This is a genomic window from Afipia sp. GW823-FHT06G09, assembly GCF_058794875.1.
Genome location: NZ_JBXAHF010000002.1, coordinates 484,997 through 504,465, shown reverse-complemented (window position 1 = coordinate 504,465; position 19,469 = coordinate 484,997). Strand labels below are relative to the sequence as shown.

General features: G+C 62.1%; 20 protein-coding genes. 19 read left to right on the top strand and 1 reads right to left on the bottom strand.

Annotated elements, in window-relative coordinates; translation table 11 throughout:
- The first annotated feature begins 136 nt into the window (after positions 1-136).
- The 9 genes from AC1Q67_RS09970 to AC1Q67_RS09930 all read left to right on the top strand — a co-directional run bounded on the left by AC1Q67_RS09970 (position 137) and on the right by AC1Q67_RS09930 (position 6,947).
- On the top strand, positions 137-1,087 hold the full coding sequence (locus AC1Q67_RS09970) for a sulfonate ABC transporter substrate-binding protein (RefSeq protein WP_492234238.1): 951 nt from the start codon (positions 137-139) through the stop codon (positions 1,085-1,087).
- A gap of 35 nt (positions 1,088-1,122) precedes the next feature.
- Positions 1,123-2,091, top strand: coding sequence for a sulfonate ABC transporter substrate-binding protein (locus AC1Q67_RS09965; RefSeq protein WP_492234239.1), 969 nt, complete (start codon positions 1,123-1,125; stop codon positions 2,089-2,091).
- Positions 2,088-3,254: an FMNH2-dependent alkanesulfonate monooxygenase gene (ssuD, locus tag AC1Q67_RS09960; protein ID WP_492234240.1), complete on the top strand. Its 1,167-nt coding sequence runs from the start codon at positions 2,088-2,090 to the stop codon at positions 3,252-3,254. The genes AC1Q67_RS09965 and ssuD overlap by 4 nt, the downstream gene beginning before the upstream one ends.
- Positions 3,251-4,063, top strand: coding sequence for an ABC transporter permease subunit (locus tag AC1Q67_RS09955; RefSeq protein WP_024575718.1), 813 nt, complete (start codon positions 3,251-3,253; stop codon positions 4,061-4,063). The genes ssuD and AC1Q67_RS09955 overlap by 4 nt, the downstream gene beginning before the upstream one ends.
- Positions 4,064-4,070: 7 nt before the next feature.
- On the top strand, positions 4,071-4,928 hold the full coding sequence (locus AC1Q67_RS09950) for an ABC transporter ATP-binding protein (protein ID WP_492234241.1): 858 nt from the start codon (positions 4,071-4,073) through the stop codon (positions 4,926-4,928).
- 7 nt (positions 4,929-4,935) lie between these two features.
- Positions 4,936-5,523, top strand: a complete 588-nt coding sequence (locus tag AC1Q67_RS09945) for a flavin reductase family protein (RefSeq protein ID WP_492234242.1) — start codon at positions 4,936-4,938, stop codon at positions 5,521-5,523.
- Between the two features lie 155 nt (positions 5,524-5,678).
- Positions 5,679-6,149 (top strand): hypothetical protein, encoded by a 471-nt coding sequence (locus AC1Q67_RS09940; protein WP_492234243.1) that lies wholly within the window; start codon positions 5,679-5,681, stop codon positions 6,147-6,149.
- A 14-nt stretch (positions 6,150-6,163) separates the two neighbouring features.
- Positions 6,164-6,490: a hypothetical protein gene (locus tag AC1Q67_RS09935; protein WP_492234244.1), complete on the top strand. Its 327-nt coding sequence runs from the start codon at positions 6,164-6,166 to the stop codon at positions 6,488-6,490.
- Between the two features lie 172 nt (positions 6,491-6,662).
- Positions 6,663-6,947, top strand: coding sequence for a hypothetical protein (locus AC1Q67_RS09930; RefSeq protein WP_024575723.1), 285 nt, complete (start codon positions 6,663-6,665; stop codon positions 6,945-6,947).
- 50 nt (positions 6,948-6,997) lie between these two features.
- Here the strand turns inward: AC1Q67_RS09930 and AC1Q67_RS09925 are convergent, their stop codons facing one another.
- Positions 6,998-7,447, bottom strand: a complete 450-nt coding sequence (locus AC1Q67_RS09925; protein WP_492238151.1) for a hypothetical protein — start codon at positions 7,445-7,447, stop codon at positions 6,998-7,000.
- On the opposite strand from AC1Q67_RS09925, the gene dapA reads away from it, so the two are divergent.
- The 10 genes from dapA to AC1Q67_RS09875 all read left to right on the top strand — a co-directional run bounded on the left by dapA (position 7,427) and on the right by AC1Q67_RS09875 (position 19,333).
- Entirely contained in the window at positions 7,427-8,359 is a 933-nt protein-coding gene (gene dapA / locus AC1Q67_RS09920) for a 4-hydroxy-tetrahydrodipicolinate synthase (protein WP_492234245.1), read from the top strand. The two genes, AC1Q67_RS09925 and dapA, sit on opposite strands and share 21 nt — an antisense overlap.
- A 5-nt stretch (positions 8,360-8,364) precedes the next feature.
- Complete coding sequence (locus tag AC1Q67_RS09915) at positions 8,365-8,784, top strand: hypothetical protein (RefSeq protein WP_024575726.1); 420 nt, start codon at positions 8,365-8,367, stop codon at positions 8,782-8,784.
- A 377-nt stretch (positions 8,785-9,161) separates the two neighbouring features.
- Positions 9,162-9,251: a K(+)-transporting ATPase subunit F gene (locus AC1Q67_RS09910; protein ID WP_034461992.1), complete on the top strand. Its 90-nt coding sequence runs from the start codon at positions 9,162-9,164 to the stop codon at positions 9,249-9,251.
- 51 nt (positions 9,252-9,302) lie between these two features.
- Positions 9,303-11,006 carry a potassium-transporting ATPase subunit KdpA gene (gene kdpA, locus AC1Q67_RS09905; protein ID WP_492234246.1) on the top strand — a complete coding sequence of 568 codons (1,704 nt, stop codon included), beginning with the start codon at positions 9,303-9,305 and terminating at the stop codon, positions 11,004-11,006.
- A 24-nt stretch (positions 11,007-11,030) separates the two neighbouring features.
- Positions 11,031-13,151, top strand: a complete 2,121-nt coding sequence (gene kdpB, locus AC1Q67_RS09900; protein WP_492234247.1) for a potassium-transporting ATPase subunit KdpB — start codon at positions 11,031-11,033, stop codon at positions 13,149-13,151.
- A 71-nt stretch (positions 13,152-13,222) separates the two neighbouring features.
- A complete protein-coding gene (locus AC1Q67_RS09895) occupies positions 13,223-13,825 on the top strand; it encodes a K(+)-transporting ATPase subunit C (protein WP_492234248.1) in 603 nt (200 codons plus the stop codon).
- Positions 13,826-13,837: 12 nt separating this feature from the next.
- The gene (locus AC1Q67_RS09890) at positions 13,838-16,555 is read left to right on the top strand and encodes a DUF4118 domain-containing protein (RefSeq protein ID WP_492234249.1); all 2,718 of its coding nucleotides are present in this window, start codon (positions 13,838-13,840) and stop codon (positions 16,553-16,555) included.
- Entirely contained in the window at positions 16,552-17,241 is a 690-nt protein-coding gene (locus AC1Q67_RS09885) for a response regulator transcription factor (protein ID WP_492234250.1), read from the top strand. Before AC1Q67_RS09890 ends, AC1Q67_RS09885 begins: the two co-directional genes overlap by 4 nt.
- Before the next feature lie 45 nt (positions 17,242-17,286).
- A complete protein-coding gene (locus AC1Q67_RS09880) occupies positions 17,287-17,730 on the top strand; it encodes a PTS sugar transporter subunit IIA (RefSeq protein WP_492234251.1) in 444 nt (147 codons plus the stop codon).
- Positions 17,731-17,974: 244 nt separating this feature from the next.
- Positions 17,975-19,333, top strand: coding sequence for a tyrosine-type recombinase/integrase (locus tag AC1Q67_RS09875; RefSeq protein ID WP_492234252.1), 1,359 nt, complete (start codon positions 17,975-17,977; stop codon positions 19,331-19,333).
- Positions 19,334-19,469 lie beyond the last annotated feature (136 nt).

Sequence of the window (19,469 nt, the reverse complement as noted above, 5' to 3'; positions counted from 1 at the left end):
GCTTTCTGAAACATTCGTGTTGAGCGCGCGCATAACGGCAGCGCAGGCATCGCTATTTTTGTGGAGCACTCGACACCCCCAATTCGCATGATCATCATTCCAGACAGCGAATGCAGGTATGTGCGGGAGATCTGGAATGAAGCGGCGAGAATTTCTGAAACTGTCGACGGCGGTCATCGCCGCTGCGGCGTCGCCGGTGGCGACGTTCGCGCAGTCAGCGCCGAGAGAAGTTCGCATTGGCTATCAGAAGACCGGCGTTCTGGTGATCGCGCGCCAGCAGGGAACTATCGAGAAGCGATTTGCCGCCAGCGGTGTGTCGGTCAAGTGGATCGAGTTTACATCGGGCCCGCCATTGCTCGAAGCCATCAGCAACGGTGCGGCGGATTTCGGCGCGGTGGGGGATTCGCCGCCGATTTTCGCGCAGGCCGCGAATGCCAATATCGTCTATGCGGCGGCATCGCCGATCAGCAACGGGCAGGGCATTCTGGTTCCGCCCGGCTCGTCCATCCGCACCATCGCCGATCTGAAGGGCAGGCGTGTCGGCTTTACCAAGGGTTCAAGCGCACACAACATTGTCGTACAGACCCTCGAGAAGGCAGGGCTTACCTATGAAGACATCACTCCTGTCTATCTGACGCCGCCGGACGCGGGACCCGCGTTTGCCAATGGCAGCATCGATGCATGGGCGGTGTGGGACCCTTACTTCGCGATCGGCGAGAAGAAGCAGAATGCCCGCATTCTCATCAACGCGTATGAGGTCGCGAAAACCAATGCCTTCTTCATCGCCAATCGTGACTTTGCCAGCAAGCAGCCGGGACTGCTGCGCGAAGTGATAGCGGGCCTGGCGGTGGCCGCGGATTGGGCGGAGAGCAATCGCGACGCAGTGGCAAAATCCCTGCATGAAATCACCGGCGTGCCGCTCGATATTCAAGCGCTTGCTGCGAGCCGCGCGTCGTTCGCCATCGGTCCCGTGACCGACGGCATCATCGAAACCCAGCAGGGTGTTGCCGATCGCTTCCACAAGCTCGGACTGATCCCGAAGAAGATCGCCGTCCGGGACATCGTCTGGAAGCCGGCGCAGACCTGATGCGTCATCACCATTCTCCTTCAAAGGATATTTCCATGCACACCCGTCGCGCGTTTACGAAGCTTGGCCTGATGGCCTCTGCCACGGCAGCGTTGGTGCTTACGGCGCTCCTGCCGGCTGCTCCGGCTCAGGCGCAGGACAAGGTCGTCCGTATCGGTTTTCAGAAGTACGGCAAATTGGTGCTGCTGAAGAGCAAGGGCTCGCTCGAAGCCAAGCTGAAGGCGCTTGGTTATAACGTCGTCTGGACCGAATTTCCGTCCGGTCCTCCGCTGCTCGAAGCGCTCAACGTCGGCGCGATTGATTTCGGCAACACCGGGGAGGCGCCGCCGATTTTCGCGCAGGCGGCCGGCGCACCGATCCAGTACGTCGCCTATGAGCCGCCCGCGCCGCAAGGCGAGGCCATCCTTGTTCCAAAAGACAGTCCGCTGAAATCGATCGCCGATCTGAAAGGCAAGAAGGTCGCGCTGAACAAGGGTTCCAATGTTCACTACCTTCTGGTGAAGGCGCTGGAAAAGGCCGGGGTCAAGTACAGCGAGATCACACCGGTGTTCCTTGCGCCGGCTGACGCCCGCGCAGCCTTCGAGAAGGGCGCGGTCGATGCCTGGGTGATCTGGGACCCGTTCCAGGCAGCGGCGGAAGTGGCGACGCAGGCGCGCACGCTCGCGGACGGCACCGGCATCGTCTCCAACTATCAGTTTTATTTTTCATCGCAGAAATTTCTCAATGCCGACCCGAAGGTCGTCGATCTGGTTCTCGCGCAACTGAGCGAAGTCGACGACTGGGCGAAAGGCGACATCAAGGCGGTTGCCGAGCAGCTCAGTCCCTCGGTGGGATTGCCGGTGCCAGTGCTCGAACTGGCGCTGAAACGTCAGTCCTACGGCATCAAGCCGATCAGCGACAACGTGATTGCCGAGCAGCAGCAGGTTGCAGACACGTTCTTCTCGCTTGGCCTGATCCCGAAGGCCATCAAGATTTCCGACGTTGCAAGAAAGTCCGGATCATGAGTGCGAATACGACTCCCGCCAACGTTCTCTGGTTTCTGCCGACGCACGGCGACAGCCGCTATCTCGGCACCACCACCGGCGGACGCGAAGTGAATTTCAACTATCTGCGCCAGATCGCGCAGGCTGCCGATCAACTCGGTTACTTCGGCGTCCTGCTGCCGACCGGGCGAAGCTGCGAGGATTCGTGGGTCGTGGCATCGGCAGTTGCGCCATGGACAGAGCGACTGCGCTATCTCGTCGCCGTGCGTCCCGGTCTGCAGTCGCCGAGCGTGGCGGCGCGCATGACCGCGACACTGGATCGCGTCTCGAACGGACGGCTGCTGATCAATGTCGTGACCGGCGGCGATCCGGTCGAGAACAAGGGGGATGGCATCTTCCTGGGTCACGATGAACGCTACGCCGTGACGCGCGAGTTCCTGAACGTCTACAGCGATCTGCTCGCGGGCAAGACCGTCAACGTGAAAGGCAAGCATATCTCGATCGAGGACGGGCGGCTGCTGTTCGAACCGATCCAGTCGCCGCGTCCGCCGCTCTATTTCGGCGGTTCGTCGGACGCCGGCATCGACGTCGCCGTCGATACCGTCGACAAGTATCTCACCTGGGGCGAGCCTCCGGCGCAGGTCGCCGAGAAGATTGCGCGGGTGAAGGCCGCTGCCGACAGGAAGGGCCGCAAGCTCTCCTTTGGCATTCGCCTGCATGTGATTGTGCGCGAGACCAACGAAGAGGCGTGGCGCGCAGCGGACGAGCTCATTCAGTACGTTACGGACGACACTATCGCCGCGGCCCAGAAGATTTTCTCGCGGATGGATTCCGTCGGCCAGCAGCGCATGGCGCAGCTTCACGGCGGGCGCCGCGACAAGCTCGAGATCAGCCCAAATCTTTGGGCTGGTGTCGGTCTCGTTCGCGGCGGCGCGGGCACCGCGCTGGTCGGCGATCCGCAGACGGTGGCGGCGCGGATCAAGGAATATCAGGACGTCGGTGTCGATACCTTTATCCTCTCCGGTTATCCGCATCTCGAAGAGGCCTATCGCTTTGCCGAGCTGGTGTTCCCGCTGCTCAACCTGAACCGGTCCAACGTTGCGCACCTGCGCGTCAACACCGGACCGTTCGGAGAGACCATCGGCAACGATTTCCGCCCTCAGAAACAGGCCTCGTCGTCATGAGTCTCGCCGAATCCCTGTCACAGGCGCGGTCGCGCAGCTTTCGCATTCCACGGGCCGATGGCCTGACGCAGTGGATCGTCCCGCTGGTCATTCTGCTGGTCTGGCAGGTGGCCTGCGTCACCGGTTTCGTATCCGCACGTGTCCTGCCTGCGCCCTCTGATGTTGCGGTGGCGGGGTGGAAGCTGCTGCTGTCCGGCGAACTCGTCCGTAACATCTGGGTCAGCTTCTGGCGCGCGAGCGTCGGCTTTCTGATTGGCGGCGGCATTGGATTCATCTTCGGCTTGGCCAACGGGCTCTCGGAGCTCAGCAGCAAGCTTACCGACACCACCTTGCAGATGGTGCGCAATGTCCCGCATCTCGCGCTGATCCCGCTGGTGATCCTGTGGTTCGGGATCGACGAGTCGGCCAAGCTGTTCCTGGTCGCCCTCGGGGTGTTCTTCCCGATCTATCTCAACACGCTGCACGGCATCCGCACGGTCGATCCGCAACTGATCGAAATGGGCCGGATTTACGGGATGGGCAACGGCGAGCTGTTTCGCCGCGTGATCTTTCCGGGTGCGCTGCCGTCGATCTTTGTGGGCCTGCGCTTTGCGCTCGGCATCATGTGGCTGACATTGATCGTGGCGGAAACCATCGCGGCGTCGTCCGGGCTCGGTTACATGGCGATGCAGGCGCGCGAGTTCATGCTGATCGATGTCGTTGTCCTGAGCATCCTGATTTACGCCTTGCTCGGCAAGGTGGCGGACTCAACCGCGCGCGTGCTGGAGCGGTTTACGCTGTCCTGGCACCCGGCGTTTCAGAAACATTGAGGCTCTCATGCAGCAACTTGTCCGGCTTGTGCCCTCGAGCGCCGAAAGTTTGCAGGCTGCGGAACTGATCCGCCGCGCGGCATTCGTTCGGGAAGACCGGCGGGAGCCCGTCGCGTCCCGCGCGTTATCGTTGACCATTCGCGGTGTTCGCAAATCCTTCGGCGACAACGAAGTGCTGCGCGGCATCGATCTCGATATTCCGGCGGGGCAGTTTGTCGCCATCGTGGGAAAGTCCGGTTGCGGCAAGAGCACGTTGCTGCGTCTGATCGCGGGACTGGACAAGCCGACGGCGGGCAAAATCGAGTTCGGCGATCATGAGGGCAATCCCGGCGATCATGTTCGCGTCATGTTTCAGGAGCCGCGGCTGCTGCCGTGGGCGCGGGTATTGTCGAATGTCGAGGTCGGGCTCGGGCGCGACCGCGACACCACCGACGCGAAGACGCGGGCGGATGAGGCGCTGATCGAGGTCGGACTCGATGACAAGCGGGAGCAGTGGCCGGCTGTTCTGTCGGGCGGGCAGAAGCAGCGGGTGGCGCTGGCGCGTGCGCTGGTCAGCCATCCGCGGGTTCTGGCCTTTGACGAGCCGCTCGGCGCGCTTGACGCACTGACGCGCATCTCCATGCAGCGGCTGCTCGAACGCGTCTGGCGCGATCAGGGGTTCACCGCGATCCTGGTAACGCACGACGTGTCGGAAGCCGTGGCCCTGGCCGATCGTGTGCTGGTCATCGACGACGGCCGCATTGCACAGGATATCGATGTCGATCTGGCGCGCCCGCGCGAGCGCGGCTCGGCGGAGCTCGCCGCGCTCGAAGGCACTATCCTTCGCGAGTTGCTCAGGGAAACCGGCGAACCTGCCGGCGCATGAGGCTGTCATGAATTCGGTGGTCCGGAATATTCGCGAAAGCAGGATCGAAGCGTCGGCCGATAATTTCCGGAGCGCGATGCGCTCGCTGGCGGGCGGCGTCAGCGTTATCACGGCGGGGCGGGGGAACGATCTCTCCGGCATGACCGTGACGTCGGTGTCGTCGCTGTCGGTTGAACCGGCGACGCTGATCGTCAGCATCAACCGCAAGGCGTCGTCATGGCCGTTGCTTCAGCGGCATGGCGTGTTCGGCGTCAACATCCTCAGCTCCGATCATATCGACATCGCGGAGCGGTTTTCCGGAATCGGCGGGCTGAAGGGCGCGGAGCGCTTTGCCGGCGCCGAGTGGATCAGCCTCGTTTCCGGCGTGCCGTTGCTGGCCGGCGCGCTGGCTGCGTTCGATTGCGAAGTCGAGCATGTCGTCGAGCGTCATTCGCATGCCATTGTGATCGGGCGTGTGCTCGATCTGAGAGTCTCGCCGGGTAAACCCGCGCTGACCTACTGGCAGGGCCAGTATGTCGCTCTCGACCAGAATGAGGACGCGGCGCGGCTCGCGGAAGTGAGTTTCCCGACGTCGCGGGCACTCTGGCAGATCTGACGGCCGCGCGCCTGTCGATGAGCCGCCTATATCGAGCGCCTGCAAATCCTATGAAATGGCTATATTCGCGGCAGCGCTTCCCTCTCGAATTCCAATGACGTTTCGCTCATCTGGATAGCGTGACCATGCGTGGTCGCTATCGAGAGGAGGCCGCCATGTTATTCCATCTCACGCACGCCGAACGGCTGGACAGAGCCGCGGATCGCTTGCAGTCCACCGATGTGGTGACGGCCGCTCTTGTGTCGGAGATCATCGCGGAATGCTGCGATCGCCTTCCGGTTTCGGGTCAGGGCCGCGCCGCTGCGCACCTTCGCGAGCTGATAGAGGCCGGCGCCTGGACTGACGCGGTCGTGATGCTCATGGAGACAGAACTGCCGCGATGGAGGCTGCGTCGCCTGGTGTATGACGAGGGCGAATGGCACTGCGCGCTCTCCCTCCAGCGCGATCTTCCTGATTGGCTGGATCAGGCAGTCGAGACCAGCCATTCCGAGTTGCCGCTGGCTTTGCTCAAGGCATTCGTCGAAGCGAAGAGGCGCGATGGCGAAACTGCCGAAGACGCGCGCCGTGCCACCGGTCTCGGTGTCTCGCCGCAGCAGCCTTCAGTTTCCTGCGAGAATTTCACCTGAATCGCGGTAGCTGCGTGAAGGTGTTCGGGCTGGATCCAAAGAAACGCTTCCAAGACATGGCGCAGTCACCCAACACGCCGAACGGCGCGATATCCGTGCAAGTGTTTGTCCGGTTCTGTTTGCGGATCGTCGTCCTCTGCGTCTTCGCGACGCTGGGAAGTGTCGGTTTCGGCAGGAGCCTTGCGGCGCTGTTGTGGTTCTCGACGATCCTGTGCACCCTCGCTGCGATAGTGCGCAGAGAATTGCCGTTGGGTTCCACGCTGACGCACTGGGATGAGGGCGCCGCTTATGGCGCCCTCTACTGCCTGACGCTGACCATCAATCAGGCGAGCGGCACCTGACCCGCAACTCGCAACCCCCATCCTCCATTACTTTACTTTCCCTATGAGACAGCCATGGCTCTGTTCTCGAATTCATATGCCGGTGATCGGATATTGGCGGAGTGAAACTCCACGGGATTGCCCTCAGGCAGTCCTCCATCTCTCCAACAAGGCTCTCATCAGGAGACGAATCGTGAAGCAGACTGAACCTCCGTCGTGTCGCTCCGGACTTGTATTTGTCGGTAAAAACAGTCGCGGCAACTGGGTTGCCCAGGAAGAGCACGGTCTTTTCGGCGGCCTTTTCATTAACCGCGCCGAGGCGATTCGATATGCACTGTTCGAGAATGGCCACCGGCCCGAGGCCGTGGTGACGGCACCAAATGGACTCGAGATCGACATGGGCCGGACGCCACACCCCTCTGATCTCGCGCCGGCACGCGCCAACGACGAAAGCGCCGCTCAGCGGCGGGCCGCGTGAGGCATCGTTTCAACCCTGCCAGTCAGGACATGACAATGCTTAAGCCAGTATCAGATCCCGCGCGCGAGCAGATCATCCGAACCATGATCGAACTCACACGCCCGTCCAGCCTTCACCGGATTGCCGTCGCCGGCAGCGAGAGTGCGGAAATCGATCTTGAACTGCGGCGCCGGGGCTATTTCCGGGTCGCGACGACACTCACCTGTGTGCCACGGGCGCAGTATTCGATTGGCCTCGTCGTCGGTCAACATTCGCTTCACGCCCTTGAAACCGCGTTGACCCAGATTTCTCATTTTCTGAGTGCCAACGCGACGATCGCCGTCGTGATCGATTCCTGTGAGAAAGGCCTTGGCCTGAAGGTTCGGGACAGGCTGGAGCAGCTCGGCTTTCGAATCCAGGCCGGTGTGAAATGCCATCGGCAATTCGTGCTCGCGGCGCACCGGCACGGTTTCAGCCACATGGCCAAAGCGGCGTAAAAAATGCCTTCGATGATGAACCATCCGGCTCCCTGGTTAGCCGGCTACATCGCCGATCTGCCGACACCGTTCGACGACAACGACGAAATCGACGCGGCCGCGTTCAGGCAATTGTGCGAGCGTCAGATCGCGGCCGGCGCGAAAGCGCTTGTGGTCGGAGAAACGACCGGCGAAGACTCGACGCTGTCGCCGCCGGAGCATTCGGCCCTTGTTCGTATCGCAGTCCGGGCTTCACGCGGCCGTGCGGCGGTCATTGCCGGCGCGGGCTCCAACTCAACGAGCCAGGCCATTGAGTTGTCCAGGCGGGCCGAGGCGGACGGCGCCGACGCCGTGCTGTCCGTGGTGCCTTACTACAACAAGCCGACGCAGGCGGGCATCTATGCCCACTTCCGGACCATCGCGGATTCGACGCGGCTGCCGATCATTCTGCATGATGTTCCATCCCGAACGGTCCGCGAGTTGGCGGATGACACTCTCGTACGGCTGGCTGAGTCGGATCAGTTCATCGGCGTGAGAGATGCAACCGGCGATGTTGCGCGCCCGTTGCGTTTGCGGCCGCTGGTTCGGCCGGATTTCCGGCTGCTGTCGGGAGACGACAGGACCGCGCCGGCCTTCCTGGTTCACGGAGGCGACGGATGCATGTCGGTGACATCGAACGTCGTGCCGGAACTCTGCCGGCAACTGTATCTCAATTGCAAGCAGGGTGAATTGCGATTTGCGCGGCATTCCGCATTCCGGATCGGGCAACTGACGGATGCATTGCTGCGGGAGGCTACTCCCGCTCCGCTGAAGTATGCGCTCAGCCTGTTTGGCCTGATGTCGCCCCGTCTCCGTCTGCCGCTTGTTGAACTGACAGAGCCGGCAAAAGCGGAGGTTGCGCGGGCCGTAGCGCTTGTCTGCAACGGCGCGAGGCCTGTGTCGTTGAACTGCGGCTGAAGCGTATGACAGACACCGGCGAGCACAATGAGAAGCTGGTACAGTCCTGGCTGTTGGCGGTGCTGCGATTTGCGGTCACGCTGGATAACAACGACAGGCTGGCGGTCCATGCAATCGCGACCGAGATCGACGGGCGGGACGCGCGATCAACCGGCTTCAGTTTCTTCCGCAAGACCAGTGCGGAACTCTGTAATGCGATCGCCGATCCGCAGCACGCATCCAGTCCTGCCATTCTGCAGCGTCATCTCGACCGGATGGGGAGCGGCCGCCTGAAACAGGCTTTCGCCGCTACCGTTGGGCTTTGTGGTCCACAGCCAGGATCGAAGCTGAAGCCGGCTGGACCGGACGGGCGGCATGATTTGTGGAAAGGGCTTCCGGCGCGATCCCGGTCACCACGACAAGCAATGGTCCCGGCAAAGTCATAGAGCAATTCCGGCCAAATCCAGAGCAATCGGGACGCAGCTTATTGCTGTTCGGAGTATATACGGCCTTTGCGGTGCCGGCCGGCCGATACAGCAGTGGGGCAACGGAACCCACGGAACCTTTATAAGATTCCTATAACGTCGCGTTCCCGCCCATCTCGAAACTCTATGGCGCAGATGCCATTCCATCCCGTGCAGAAGCTGCGGGATGTGCTCGTGCTTCGGTTGAGACACATGAGACAGCGCCGGCATCGATGGTGCCGTCGCACCGCAAGGAGCATTCAATGTTGGACGTCATCATGCTGGCCCTCGGACTGGGCTTCTTCGTGTTGTCGGTGGGCTACGCCTACGCCTGCGACAGACTCTGAGGGAGAACGATCATGATCTTCGATTACGCACTCGCCGGCGTCGTTTCCGCCGGGCTGCTGTTTTACCTGACCTACGCGCTGCTGCGGCCTGAACGGTTCTAAGCGCCGCTTCCTCGAGCGAACAGGCGCGCAATTTCACGAAAGCACACGACCATGACTGTCATTGGCTGGATTCAAATTCTGTTGTTCTGCGCGATTATCGTCGCGCTGGCGAAGCCGCTCGGCGGCTATATGACGCGCGTCTTCAATGGCGAGCGTACGTTTCTCTCGCCGATCCTGCGCCCTGTTGAGGCAGGGCTCTACTGGATCGGCGGCGTCGATGAGAAGCGTGAGCAGCATTGGCTGACCTACACGGTCGCGATGCTGTTCTTTCACGTCGGCGGTTTCGTGATTCTCTATGCGCTGATGCGCTTCCAGGCTGTTCTGCCCTTCAATCCGATGGAGCAGTCCGCCGTCGCGCCGGACCTGTCGTTCAACACCGCCGTCAGCTTCATCACCAACACCAACTGGCAGAACTACGGCGGCGAGACCACGCTGTCGTATCTGACCCAGATGCTCGGCCTAACCCATCAGAACTTCCTGTCGGCCGCGACAGGCATCGCGATCGCCGTGGCGCTGATCCGCGGCTTCGCCCGCTCGTCCGTGCGCACCGTCGGAAATTTCTGGGTCGATGTCACCCGCACCACGCTGTACGTGCTGCTGCCGATCTGCGTTGTGTACGCGCTGTTTCTCGTCTGGCAGGGCATTCCGCAAACGCTCGGCGCCTATGTCGACGCGACCACGCTCGAGGGCGCCAAACAGACCATCGCGGTCGGTCCGGTCGCGTCGCAAATTGCGATCAAGATGCTGGGCACCAACGGCGGCGGCTTCTTCAACGTCAATGCCTCGCATCCGTTCGAGAATCCGACGGCCTTGTCAAACTTCGTGCAGATGCTTTCGATCTTCACGATCGGCGCGGCGCTCACCAACGTATTCGGCCGCATGGTCGGCAACCAGCGCCAGGGCTGGGCCATTCTGGCCGCCATGGGCGTGCTCTTCATTGCCGGCGTCGCCGTCACCTACTGGGCGGAGGCCTCGGGCACGTCGATCATGCACGCGCTCGGCCTGACCGGCGGCAACATGGAAGGCAAGGAAGTCCGCTTCGGCATCGTTGCATCGTCGCTGTTCGCCGTCATCACCACTGCGGCCTCCTGCGGCGCGGTAAACGCCATGCACGATTCGTTCACCGCGCTCGGCGGCATGATCCCGCTGATCAACATGCAGCTCGGCGAACTGATCATCGGCGGTGTCGGCGCCGGTCTCTACGGCATGCTGCTGTTTGTCGTGCTGGCCATCTTCGTTGCCGGTCTGATGGTCGGGCGCACGCCGGAATATGTCGGCAAGAAGATCGAGGCGCGTGAGGTCAAGATGGCGATGCTCGCCATTCTGATCCTGCCGCTGATGTATCTGGGCTGGACCGCGGTCGCCGTCGTTCTGCCGTCGGCCGTCGCCTCGATGGCCAATGCAGGGCCGCACGGTTTCAGCGAGGTGCTCTATGCCTTCACATCCGCGACCGGCAACAACGGCTCGGCGTTCGGCGGCCTCACCGGCAACACGCTGTTCTACAATCTGACGCTGGCGTGCTCGATGCTGGTCGGCCGCTTCTTCATGATCGTGCCCGCCATGGCGCTGGCCGGATCGCTCGCACAGAAGAAGTCGATCCCGCCGTCCGCCGGCACGCTTCCCACAACAGGCGGTCTGTTCGTTGGGCTCGTTGTCGGCGTGATCCTCATCGTTGGAGGCCTCACGTTCTTCCCGGCGCTCGCGCTCGGGCCGATCGTCGAGCATCTGGCGATGACCGCGAACACCCTGTTCTGATCGATCCCTTTTGGAGTGACACTCATGGAAACCTTGAAACTGCAAAAGCGGACGACGGGATCGGCAATGCTCGATCCGAAGATTGTCCTTCCCGCGATCTGGTCGGCTTTCGCCAAGCTCGATCCGAGGGCGATGGTCAGAAATCCGGTGATGTTCGTGGTGGAAGTCGTCGCCGCGCTGACGACGGTTATCTTTCTGCGCGCGCTGCTGACCGGCGGCGACGACCTCGGCTTCACCTTCCAGATCATTCTGTGGCTCTGGTTCACGGTGCTGTTCGCCAACTTCGCGGAAGCCGTCGCCGAGGGCCGCGGCAAGGCCCAGGCCGAGTCGCTCAAGAAGACCCGCACCGAAAGTCAGGCCAAGCTGCTGACCGGCTCGGGATCGGACCGGACTTATCACCTGGTGCCCGGCACCAGCCTGAAGGTCGGCGACATCGTGCTGGTGGAGGCGGGTGACAACATCCCGTCCGACGGCGAAGTCATCGAAGGCGTTGCCTCGGTCAACGAGGCGGCGATCACCGGCGAATCGGCTCCGGTGATCCGCGAGTCGGGCGGCGATCGCTCGGCGGTGACCGGCGGCACGCAGGTTCTGTCCGACTGGATTCGCGTCCGCATCACCGCGGCGCAGGGTTCGACCTTCATCGATCGCATGATCAAGCTGGTCGAAGGCGCCGAGCGGCAGAAGACGCCGAACGAGATCGCGCTGAACATCCTGCTTGCGGGTCTGACCATCATCTTCGTGTTCGCGACGGTCACGATCCCAAGCTATGCCGCCTATGCCGGCGGATCGGTGTCGGTCGTCGTGCTGGTGGCATTGTTCGTCACCCTGATCCCGACCACCATCGGTGCGCTTCTGTCCGCCATCGGTATTGCCGGCATGGATCGGCTGGTGCGCTTCAACGTGCTGGCCATGTCGGGTCGTGCGGTCGAGGCCGCGGGCGACGTTGACACGCTGCTGCTCGACAAGACCGGAACCATCACCCTCGGCAATCGCCAGGCGACGGCGTTCCGTCCCGTGCACGGCGTGACCGAGCAGGAGCTTGCGGATGCTGCGCAGCTTGCGTCGCTCGCCGACGAGACGCCGGAAGGCCGCTCCATCGTTGTTCTCGCCAAGGAGAAGTATGGCATCCGTGGCCGCGACATGGGCGAGCTTGGTGCCACCTTCGTTCCGTTCACGGCGCAGACCCGCATGAGCGGCGTCGATGCCGGCGGCTCAGCCGTGCGCAAGGGCGCAGTTGATGCGATTTTGAACTATATCAACGGCGGCTCGCGCGCGGCAGTTGCCTCGGGCGGCGCGGTTCGTGCGATTTCTCCCGCGGTTGGCGCCGACGCCGTCCGGGAAATCCAGACGATTGCCGATGAGATCGCGAAATCGGGCGGCACACCGCTGGCGGTCGCGCGTGACGGCAGGCTGCTGGGCGTGATTCACCTCAAGGATATCATCAAGGGCGGCATTCGTGAGCGGTTTGCCGAATTGCGCCGCATGGGTATCCGCACCGTGATGATCACCGGCGACAACCCGATGACCGCGGCGGCCATCGCTGCCGAAGCGGGCGTGGATGATTTCCTCGCCCAGGCGACACCCGAGGACAAGCTGAAGCTCATTCGCGACGAGCAGGCCAAGGGCAAGCTGGTGGCCATGTGCGGCGACGGCACCAATGACGCGCCGGCTCTGGCGCAGGCCGATGTCGGCGTGGCGATGAACACCGGCACGCAGGCGGCCCGCGAGGCCGGCAACATGGTCGATCTCGATTCGAACCCGACCAAGCTGATCGAGGTCGTGGAAATCGGCAAGCAGTTGCTGATGACGCGCGGCGCGCTGACCACGTTCTCGATTGCCAACGACGTGGCGAAGTATTTCGCCATCATCCCGGCGATCTTCCTTGCGTTCTATCCGCAGCTGCAGGCGCTCAACATCATGAACCTGTCGAGCCCGCAAAGCGCGATCCTGTCGGCGATCATCTTCAACGCGATCATCATCATCGCGCTGATCCCGCTCGCGCTGAAAGGCGTCGCCTACAAGCCGATCGGGGCTGGCGCGCTGCTCAGCCGCAACCTGCTGATTTACGGCGTCGGCGGCATCATCATTCCGTTCATTGGCATCAAGGCGATCGATCTGATCGTGACCGCCCTGCATCTCGCCTAGCGCATGATCCCGAAAGCCGGACCACCGGCTTTCGGGAGCACCGTGCGCAAGAATCTCGAAGGAGAGACACCATGTTGAAAGAAATCCGGCCCGCATTCTTTATTCTCGTCGGCCTCACGCTCATCACCGGCCTGGCCTATCCGCTCGCCATCACCGGCATTGCCGGCACGATCTTTCCATATCAGGCGCAGGGCAGCCTGATCGAGAAGGATGGCAAGACGATCGGCTCGGCGCTGATCGGGCAGGAGTTCAAGGAAGACAAGTATTTCCACGGTCGTCCGTCCGTGACGACGGCGGCGGACCCCGCGGATTCGACCAAGACCGTTCCGGCGCCCTATAACGCCGCGAATTCGTCGGGATCGAATCTCGGCCCGACCAGCAAGGCGCTCAGCGACCGCATGAGCGAGGATGTCGCCAAGCTGAAGGCCGAGAACCCGTCGATGCCGGTCCCGGCCGATCTGGTCATGAGTACGGGCAGCGGCCTTGATCCCCACATCACGCCGGAAGCCGCGCTGTTTCAGGTCCCCAGGGTCGCGACCGCGCGCAAACTGCCGGAGGATGCGGTGCGCAAACTGGTTAACGACAACGTGGAGGGCCGTTTTGCAGGGCTGCTCGGCGAGCCGCGCGTGAATGTGCTTGCGCTCAATCTGGCGCTGGATCGCGCGGCGAAGTAACCTGCATGTCTGATGGCAACCATCCGCGATCCTGAACAACGGCCCTCACCGGAAGCGCTGCTTGAGGCGGCCCGCCGTGAAAACGGCGGCGGCCGTCTCAAGATCTTTCTTGGCGCGGCTCCCGGTGTCGGCAAGACCTACGAGATGCTGCAAAGCGCGCATGCCAAGGTGAAGGCCGGCGTGGACGTGGTGGTCGGGGTTGTCGAGACCCATGGCCGGCTGGAAACGCAGGCGCTGCTGCACGGTCTTGAAATTCTTCCCCGCAAGGCGCTGGCCTACAAGGGCCAGACCCTCGACGAGATGGATCTCGATGGATTGCTGGCACGGCGGCCGAAGCTCGCCATCGTCGACGAGCTCGCGCATACCAATGCGCCGGGTAGCCGCCATCCGAAGCGCTACATGGATGTCGAGGAACTGCTGGACAACGGCATCGATGTCTACACCGCCGTCAATATCCAGCACATCGAAAGCCTGAACGATGTCGTGGCGCAGATCACGCGCGTGCGCGTGCGCGAGACCGTCCCGGATTCCATCATCGACCGCGCCGACGACATCGAACTGGTCGATCTGACGCCGGGCGACCTGATCCAGCGGCTCAAGGAAGGCAAGGTCTACGTTCCCAGGCAGGCCGAGCGCGCGCTCGAGCATTACTTTTCGCCGGGCAATCTGACCGCGCTGCGCGAACTGGCGCTGCGGCGGACCGCCGAGCGCGTCGACGAGCAGCTGCTCAATCACATGCAGGCCAATGCGATTTCAGGGCCATGGGCCGCGGGCGAGCGGATTCTGGTTTGCGTCAGCGAAGACCCGCGGGCCGCCGGCCTGATCCGTTACACCAAGCGCCTCGCGGACCGGCTGCATGCGCCGTGGACGGCCATCTGCATCGAAACCCGGCGGAGCCTGCAGCTCAGCGATGCCGAGCGCGACCGGATTGCGACCACGCTGCGGCTTGCGGAGGCGCTGGGTGCCGATGCCCTGACGATCCCGGCCGTCGAACGCCGGATTGCCGACGACATTCTCACCTTCGCGCGTGCCAACAATGTCACCCAGATCGTGATCGGGAAAGCTACCCGTTCCTGGTGGTTCGAACTGGTGCGCGGTTCGGTGGTTCACGATCTGGTGCGGCGCGCCGGCAATATCAGCATCCATGTCATCGCCGGTGACAAGCTCGATCCGGAGACATTCGCGGCTAAGGGCGTGCGGACGGCGGAGCGCGCGGAAGTCGCCGACCCGGTGCCGTATATCTGGTCTTTGGGGCTTGTTGCAGTCGCCCTCGGAATCAGCGAACTGATCTTTCCGTTTCTCGGCATCGAGAACGTCGACCTCGTGTTCCTGACTGTCGTTGTCACCGTGGCGGTCCGGTTCGGTCTGTTCCCGTCGCTGGTCGCCAGTGTCGCGGCGTCGCTGTGTTACAATTTCTTTTTTCTTCCGCCGGTTTATACGTTCACCATCACCGATCCGACCAATGTTGCGGCGTTCTTCTTCTTCATGCTGATCGCAGTGATTGTTTCCAACGTCGCGGCGCGGGTGCGGACCCAGGCCGTGATGGCGACGGGCAGGGCGCGCACGACCGAGTATCTTTATTCGTTCAGCCGAAAGCTCGCCGGAACGGCGACGCTGGACGATGTGCTGTGGGCGACGGCGTACCAGACAGCGCTGATGCTGAAGGTGCGCGTTGTGCTGCTGCTGCCCGAGCACGGTCTGATCACGGTCAAGGCGGGGTATCCGCCGGAGGACGAACTCGATCAGGCCGATCTCGCGGCGGCCAACTGGGCGTGGAGCAATGATCGTCCGGCGGGGCGCGGCTCGGACACCTTGCCCGGCGCGAAGCGGCTGTTTCTGCCAATGCGGACGGGCCGTGGGCCGATCGGCGTCATCGGAATCGACGACGATCGTACTGGCCCCATCCTCACGCCGGACCAGACCCGCCTGCTGGACGCATTGATGGATCAGGGCGCGCTCGCGATCGAGCGCGTGCGGCTCGTGGAAGATATCGATCACGTCAAGCGCGTGGTGGAGACCGACCGCCTGCGGTCGGCGCTGCTGACCTCGATCTCACACGATCTCAAGACACCGCTGTCGTCTGTGCTCGGGTCCGCGAGCACCCTGCGCGATCTGTCGGGTCAGTTGACCGATGCAGAGAAGGGCGATCTGCTCGCAACGATCATCGATGAGTCCGAGCGCCTCAACCGCTTTATCGCCAACCTGCTCGACATGACCAAGCTGGAGTCCGGTGCGATTGTTCCGAATTCAGCGCCACACGATCTCGGCGAGGTGGTCGGCAGCGCATTGCGGCGGGCGAGCAAGATTCTGATCCGGCATCGCGTCGATCTGGAACTGCAGGCCGATCTGCCGATGCTCGATCTCGATGCGGTGCTGTTTGAACAGGTGCTGTTCAATTTGCTGGACAATGCGGCGAAGTATGCGCCTGCCGGCAGCTTGATCCGGATTCAAAGCTGGCGTGAGAGCGATTCCGTCTGTCTCCAGATTTTGGACGAGGGCGACGGCATTCCGCCGGACGAACTGGAGACCATCTTCGACAAGTTCTACCGCGTGCAGAAGGGCGATCATGTCAGGCCGGGCACCGGCCTCGGCCTTGCCATCTCGCGCGGATTTGTGGAGGCCATGCACGGCACCATCTCGGCGGCGAACCGGTCGGACCGCAGCGGCGCCGTTCTGACGATCCGGCTGCCGATTCCGAAAATCACCGAAACACTGGATACCGCCGCATGAGCCCCGCGCCGCTGAAGATTCTGGTGGTCGACGACGAGCCGCCGATCCGCAAGCTGTTGCGGATGGGCCTGAGCACGCAGGGCTATGACATCCTCGATGCGCCCAACGGCAAGACCGCGCTTGAGCTTCTGGACAACAAGCCGGACCTCGTGATCCTCGATCTCGGCCTGCCCGATATTCAGGGTCACGATCTCCTGCGCATGATCCGTGCGCGCAATGAAAGCGTGCCGATTGTTGTTCTGTCCAGCCGGGGCGACGAGGCCGGCAAGGTTCAGGCGCTCGATCTCGGCGCCGACGATTATGTCACCAAGCCGTTCGGCATGGATGAACTGCTCGCGCGCATCCGGGCGGCGCTGCGTCACCAATTACAGGTTCATGGCGAACGTCCGGTTTTTCGCACCGGCGATCTGTCGGTCGATCTGGTCCGGCGCATCGTCAAGGTCGGCGACAGGGACATCAAACTGTCACCGAAGGAGTATGATCTGTTGCGCGTGCTGGTTCAGCATGCCGGCAAGGTGCTCACCCACAAGTTTCTTCTGCACGAATTGTGGGACGAACTGACCGACGCGCAGTATCTGCGCGTCTACGTGCGGCAGCTCAGGCAGAAGATCGAAGGCGATGCGGAACGGCCGCAATATGTCCTGACCGAAACGGGCATCGGCTACCGGCTGCGTGCACCGGACTGAAAGAGCGTCACATCCCGGCGCACGTCGTACATTCCTGGATCACTTATGAAGATTTCCGACTTTCTCGCTCCGGCCGACGTCGTTATCGACATGCGGGCGCCAAACAAGCAGCAGCTCTTGCAGGATCTGGCGCGCAAGGCAGCCGCGAGCCTCGGCCTGCAGGCGGACTATGTCGCGTCCGAGCTGCTGAAACGCGAACAACTCGGGTCAACCGGGATGGGCAATGGCGTGGCGATTCCGCACGCGCGGTTGCCGGTGGTGAAACGGCCTTACGGCCTCGTCGCGCGGCTGAAACCGCCGGTCGATTTCGACGCGATCGATGGCCGGCCGGTGGATCTGGTGTTTCTGCTGCTGCTTCCGCCTCCGCCCGAGGCCGATCAACTGACAGCACTGGCCCTTGTCGCCCGGACATTGAAGGCGGCCGGCATGCTCGAACGCATGCGGCGCGCCAAAAGCGCGTCCGACTTTTTCGCGACGGTGACCGGATAGGTCTGGGTCTGATGAAGAATGGCGCACCCGACACGATTCGAACGTGTGACCTTTGCCTTCGGAGCAATTTAAGCTGCCCTACGAAGAAAATCGATGGGTTACGTAATGGCGCGCTATACTACTGAAGTAATTGATAAAATTGAAATCCTGGCCCCCTCGATATATCCTGCGCTACGCCCTGATTTCGCTCCAACTGCTTACGTGGTGCTTACGCGAGAGAGGGGCATCAAGTCGGAGAATCCCCGTGGCTAAGCTCACCAAGAGAGTGATCGACGCTGCTGAATTGCGCGTGAAAGATTACGTCATCTGGGATGATGATCTACCCGGATTCGGTCTTCGCGTGTTCGCGTCAGGCAAGCGCAGCTATCTGATTCAATATCGATCCGCTGGTCGTTCACGTCGCTATACCATTGGGCTGCATGGCGTCTGGACGGCGGAGCTTGCAAGGAAAGAGGCCAAGGTTCAGTTGGGCAGAGTTGCGCAGGGGGACAATCCTGCCGAGGAACGACAACTTGATCACAAGGCGATCACCGTCAAGGAACTGTGCGATCTCTATCTCACCGACCTGAAAGCGGGCCTCATCCTCGGAAAGGGTGGACGCCCTAAGAAGGCGACCACCATTGTGACCGACACCGGACGCATCCACCGTCATATCGTGCCGCTAGTTGGCACGCGTCGAGTGAAGGATCTCAGCAAAGCCGACGTCAACAAAGTACTCAAGGACATCATGGCCGGGAAGACGCGCGTCAGCGTTAAGACCAAGAAGCTTCGCGGCAAGGCGATTGTGCGGGGCGGGGCCGGAACGGCGACGCGCACCGTTGGTCTACTCGGCGGCATCCTCACCTATGCTGTCGAAGCCGGCATCATTGAACGAAATCCCGCCCATGGAATCCGAAAGCCGAAAGATAACGTTCGCAATCGTCGTTTGACCGAAGCTGAGTATCGCACGCTTGGAAAAATCCTGCGCAACGCGGCGAATGACGACAAGTACCAAATGACTGTCGACATCATCCGCCAAATCGCGCTCAGTGGATGCCGTCGCACGGAGATGATCAAGCTGCAGTGGGTCGAGGCTGATACCGACGCGAGTTGCCTGCGGCTGGTCGACAGCAAGGAGGGGGCCTCAACCCGGCCGATTGGCTTACCCGTCGTCGAGTATCTGGAAAGCAGGAAGGCTGCTGGCATCGGTACCTACGTCTTCCCCGGTCAGGGCGACGATAATGCATTCGGCAGCTTTCCCAACTATTGGGAAAAGATTTTCGACGATACGCCGCTCGCCGACATCACCCCGCATGTGCTGCGCCACAGCTTTGCAAGCATCGCGAACGACCTTGGATTCACTGAGGTCACGATCGCGGCACTTGTCGGTCACGCGAAGGGATCGGTCACGAGCAAGTATATCCACACACTGGATACCGCCCTCATCATGGCTGCCGATACTATCTCGGGCCACATCCAGGGGCTGCTCGACGGAATCGAGTTTAGGCAAACTACCTACGCTCTCGATCGCGATTCCCGTAAAGCGGCACTTGCCCGCTTCCTCAGCAAAGCAGCCGGCGAGCAGGATGGAGCGATCGAAAGAGAGGAGCGCCTTGCGGCTTAGACGCATTCGGGACCTCCTTGCGCTCTGCTGACCTGCAGTATTTCTGCACGGCGCTCTGCACCTTTATCGTGGCACTACCCTCGGCGCGGCATTACCGTTCCGTATGGTCCTGTGCGCCCGAATCATTTCCGAACCG

What these genes read in the sequence shown, in the direction of transcription:
- AC1Q67_RS09965 (WP_492234239.1), top strand. Translation starts at nt 1,123, where the DNA reads ATGCACACCCGTCGCGCGTTTACGAAGCTTGGCCTGATGGCCTCTGCC.
- AC1Q67_RS09950 (WP_492234241.1), top strand. Translation starts at nt 4,071, where the DNA reads ATGCAGCAACTTGTCCGGCTTGTGCCCTCGAGCGCCGAAAGTTTGCAG.
- kdpB (WP_492234247.1), top strand. Translation starts at nt 11,031, where the DNA reads ATGGAAACCTTGAAACTGCAAAAGCGGACGACGGGATCGGCAATGCTC.
- AC1Q67_RS09890 (WP_492234249.1), top strand. Translation starts at nt 13,838, where the DNA reads ATGGCAACCATCCGCGATCCTGAACAACGGCCCTCACCGGAAGCGCTG.
- AC1Q67_RS09895 (WP_492234248.1), top strand. Translation starts at nt 13,223, where the DNA reads ATGTTGAAAGAAATCCGGCCCGCATTCTTTATTCTCGTCGGCCTCACG.
- AC1Q67_RS09945 (WP_492234242.1), top strand. Translation starts at nt 4,936, where the DNA reads ATGAATTCGGTGGTCCGGAATATTCGCGAAAGCAGGATCGAAGCGTCG.
- AC1Q67_RS09940 (WP_492234243.1), top strand. Translation starts at nt 5,679, where the DNA reads ATGTTATTCCATCTCACGCACGCCGAACGGCTGGACAGAGCCGCGGAT.
- AC1Q67_RS09885 (WP_492234250.1), top strand. Translation starts at nt 16,552, where the DNA reads ATGAGCCCCGCGCCGCTGAAGATTCTGGTGGTCGACGACGAGCCGCCG.
- dapA (WP_492234245.1), top strand. Translation starts at nt 7,427, where the DNA reads ATGCCTTCGATGATGAACCATCCGGCTCCCTGGTTAGCCGGCTACATC.
- AC1Q67_RS09915 (WP_024575726.1), top strand. Translation starts at nt 8,365, where the DNA reads ATGACAGACACCGGCGAGCACAATGAGAAGCTGGTACAGTCCTGGCTG.
- AC1Q67_RS09970 (WP_492234238.1), top strand. Translation starts at nt 137, where the DNA reads ATGAAGCGGCGAGAATTTCTGAAACTGTCGACGGCGGTCATCGCCGCT.
- AC1Q67_RS09955 (WP_024575718.1), top strand. Translation starts at nt 3,251, where the DNA reads ATGAGTCTCGCCGAATCCCTGTCACAGGCGCGGTCGCGCAGCTTTCGC.
- kdpA (WP_492234246.1), top strand. Translation starts at nt 9,303, where the DNA reads ATGACTGTCATTGGCTGGATTCAAATTCTGTTGTTCTGCGCGATTATC.
- ssuD (WP_492234240.1), top strand. Translation starts at nt 2,088, where the DNA reads ATGAGTGCGAATACGACTCCCGCCAACGTTCTCTGGTTTCTGCCGACG.
- AC1Q67_RS09880 (WP_492234251.1), top strand. Translation starts at nt 17,287, where the DNA reads ATGAAGATTTCCGACTTTCTCGCTCCGGCCGACGTCGTTATCGACATG.
- AC1Q67_RS09925 (WP_492238151.1), bottom strand. Translation starts at nt 7,447, where the DNA reads ATGGTTCATCATCGAAGGCATTTTTTACGCCGCTTTGGCCATGTGGCT.
- AC1Q67_RS09910 (WP_034461992.1), top strand. Translation starts at nt 9,162, where the DNA reads ATGATCTTCGATTACGCACTCGCCGGCGTCGTTTCCGCCGGGCTGCTG.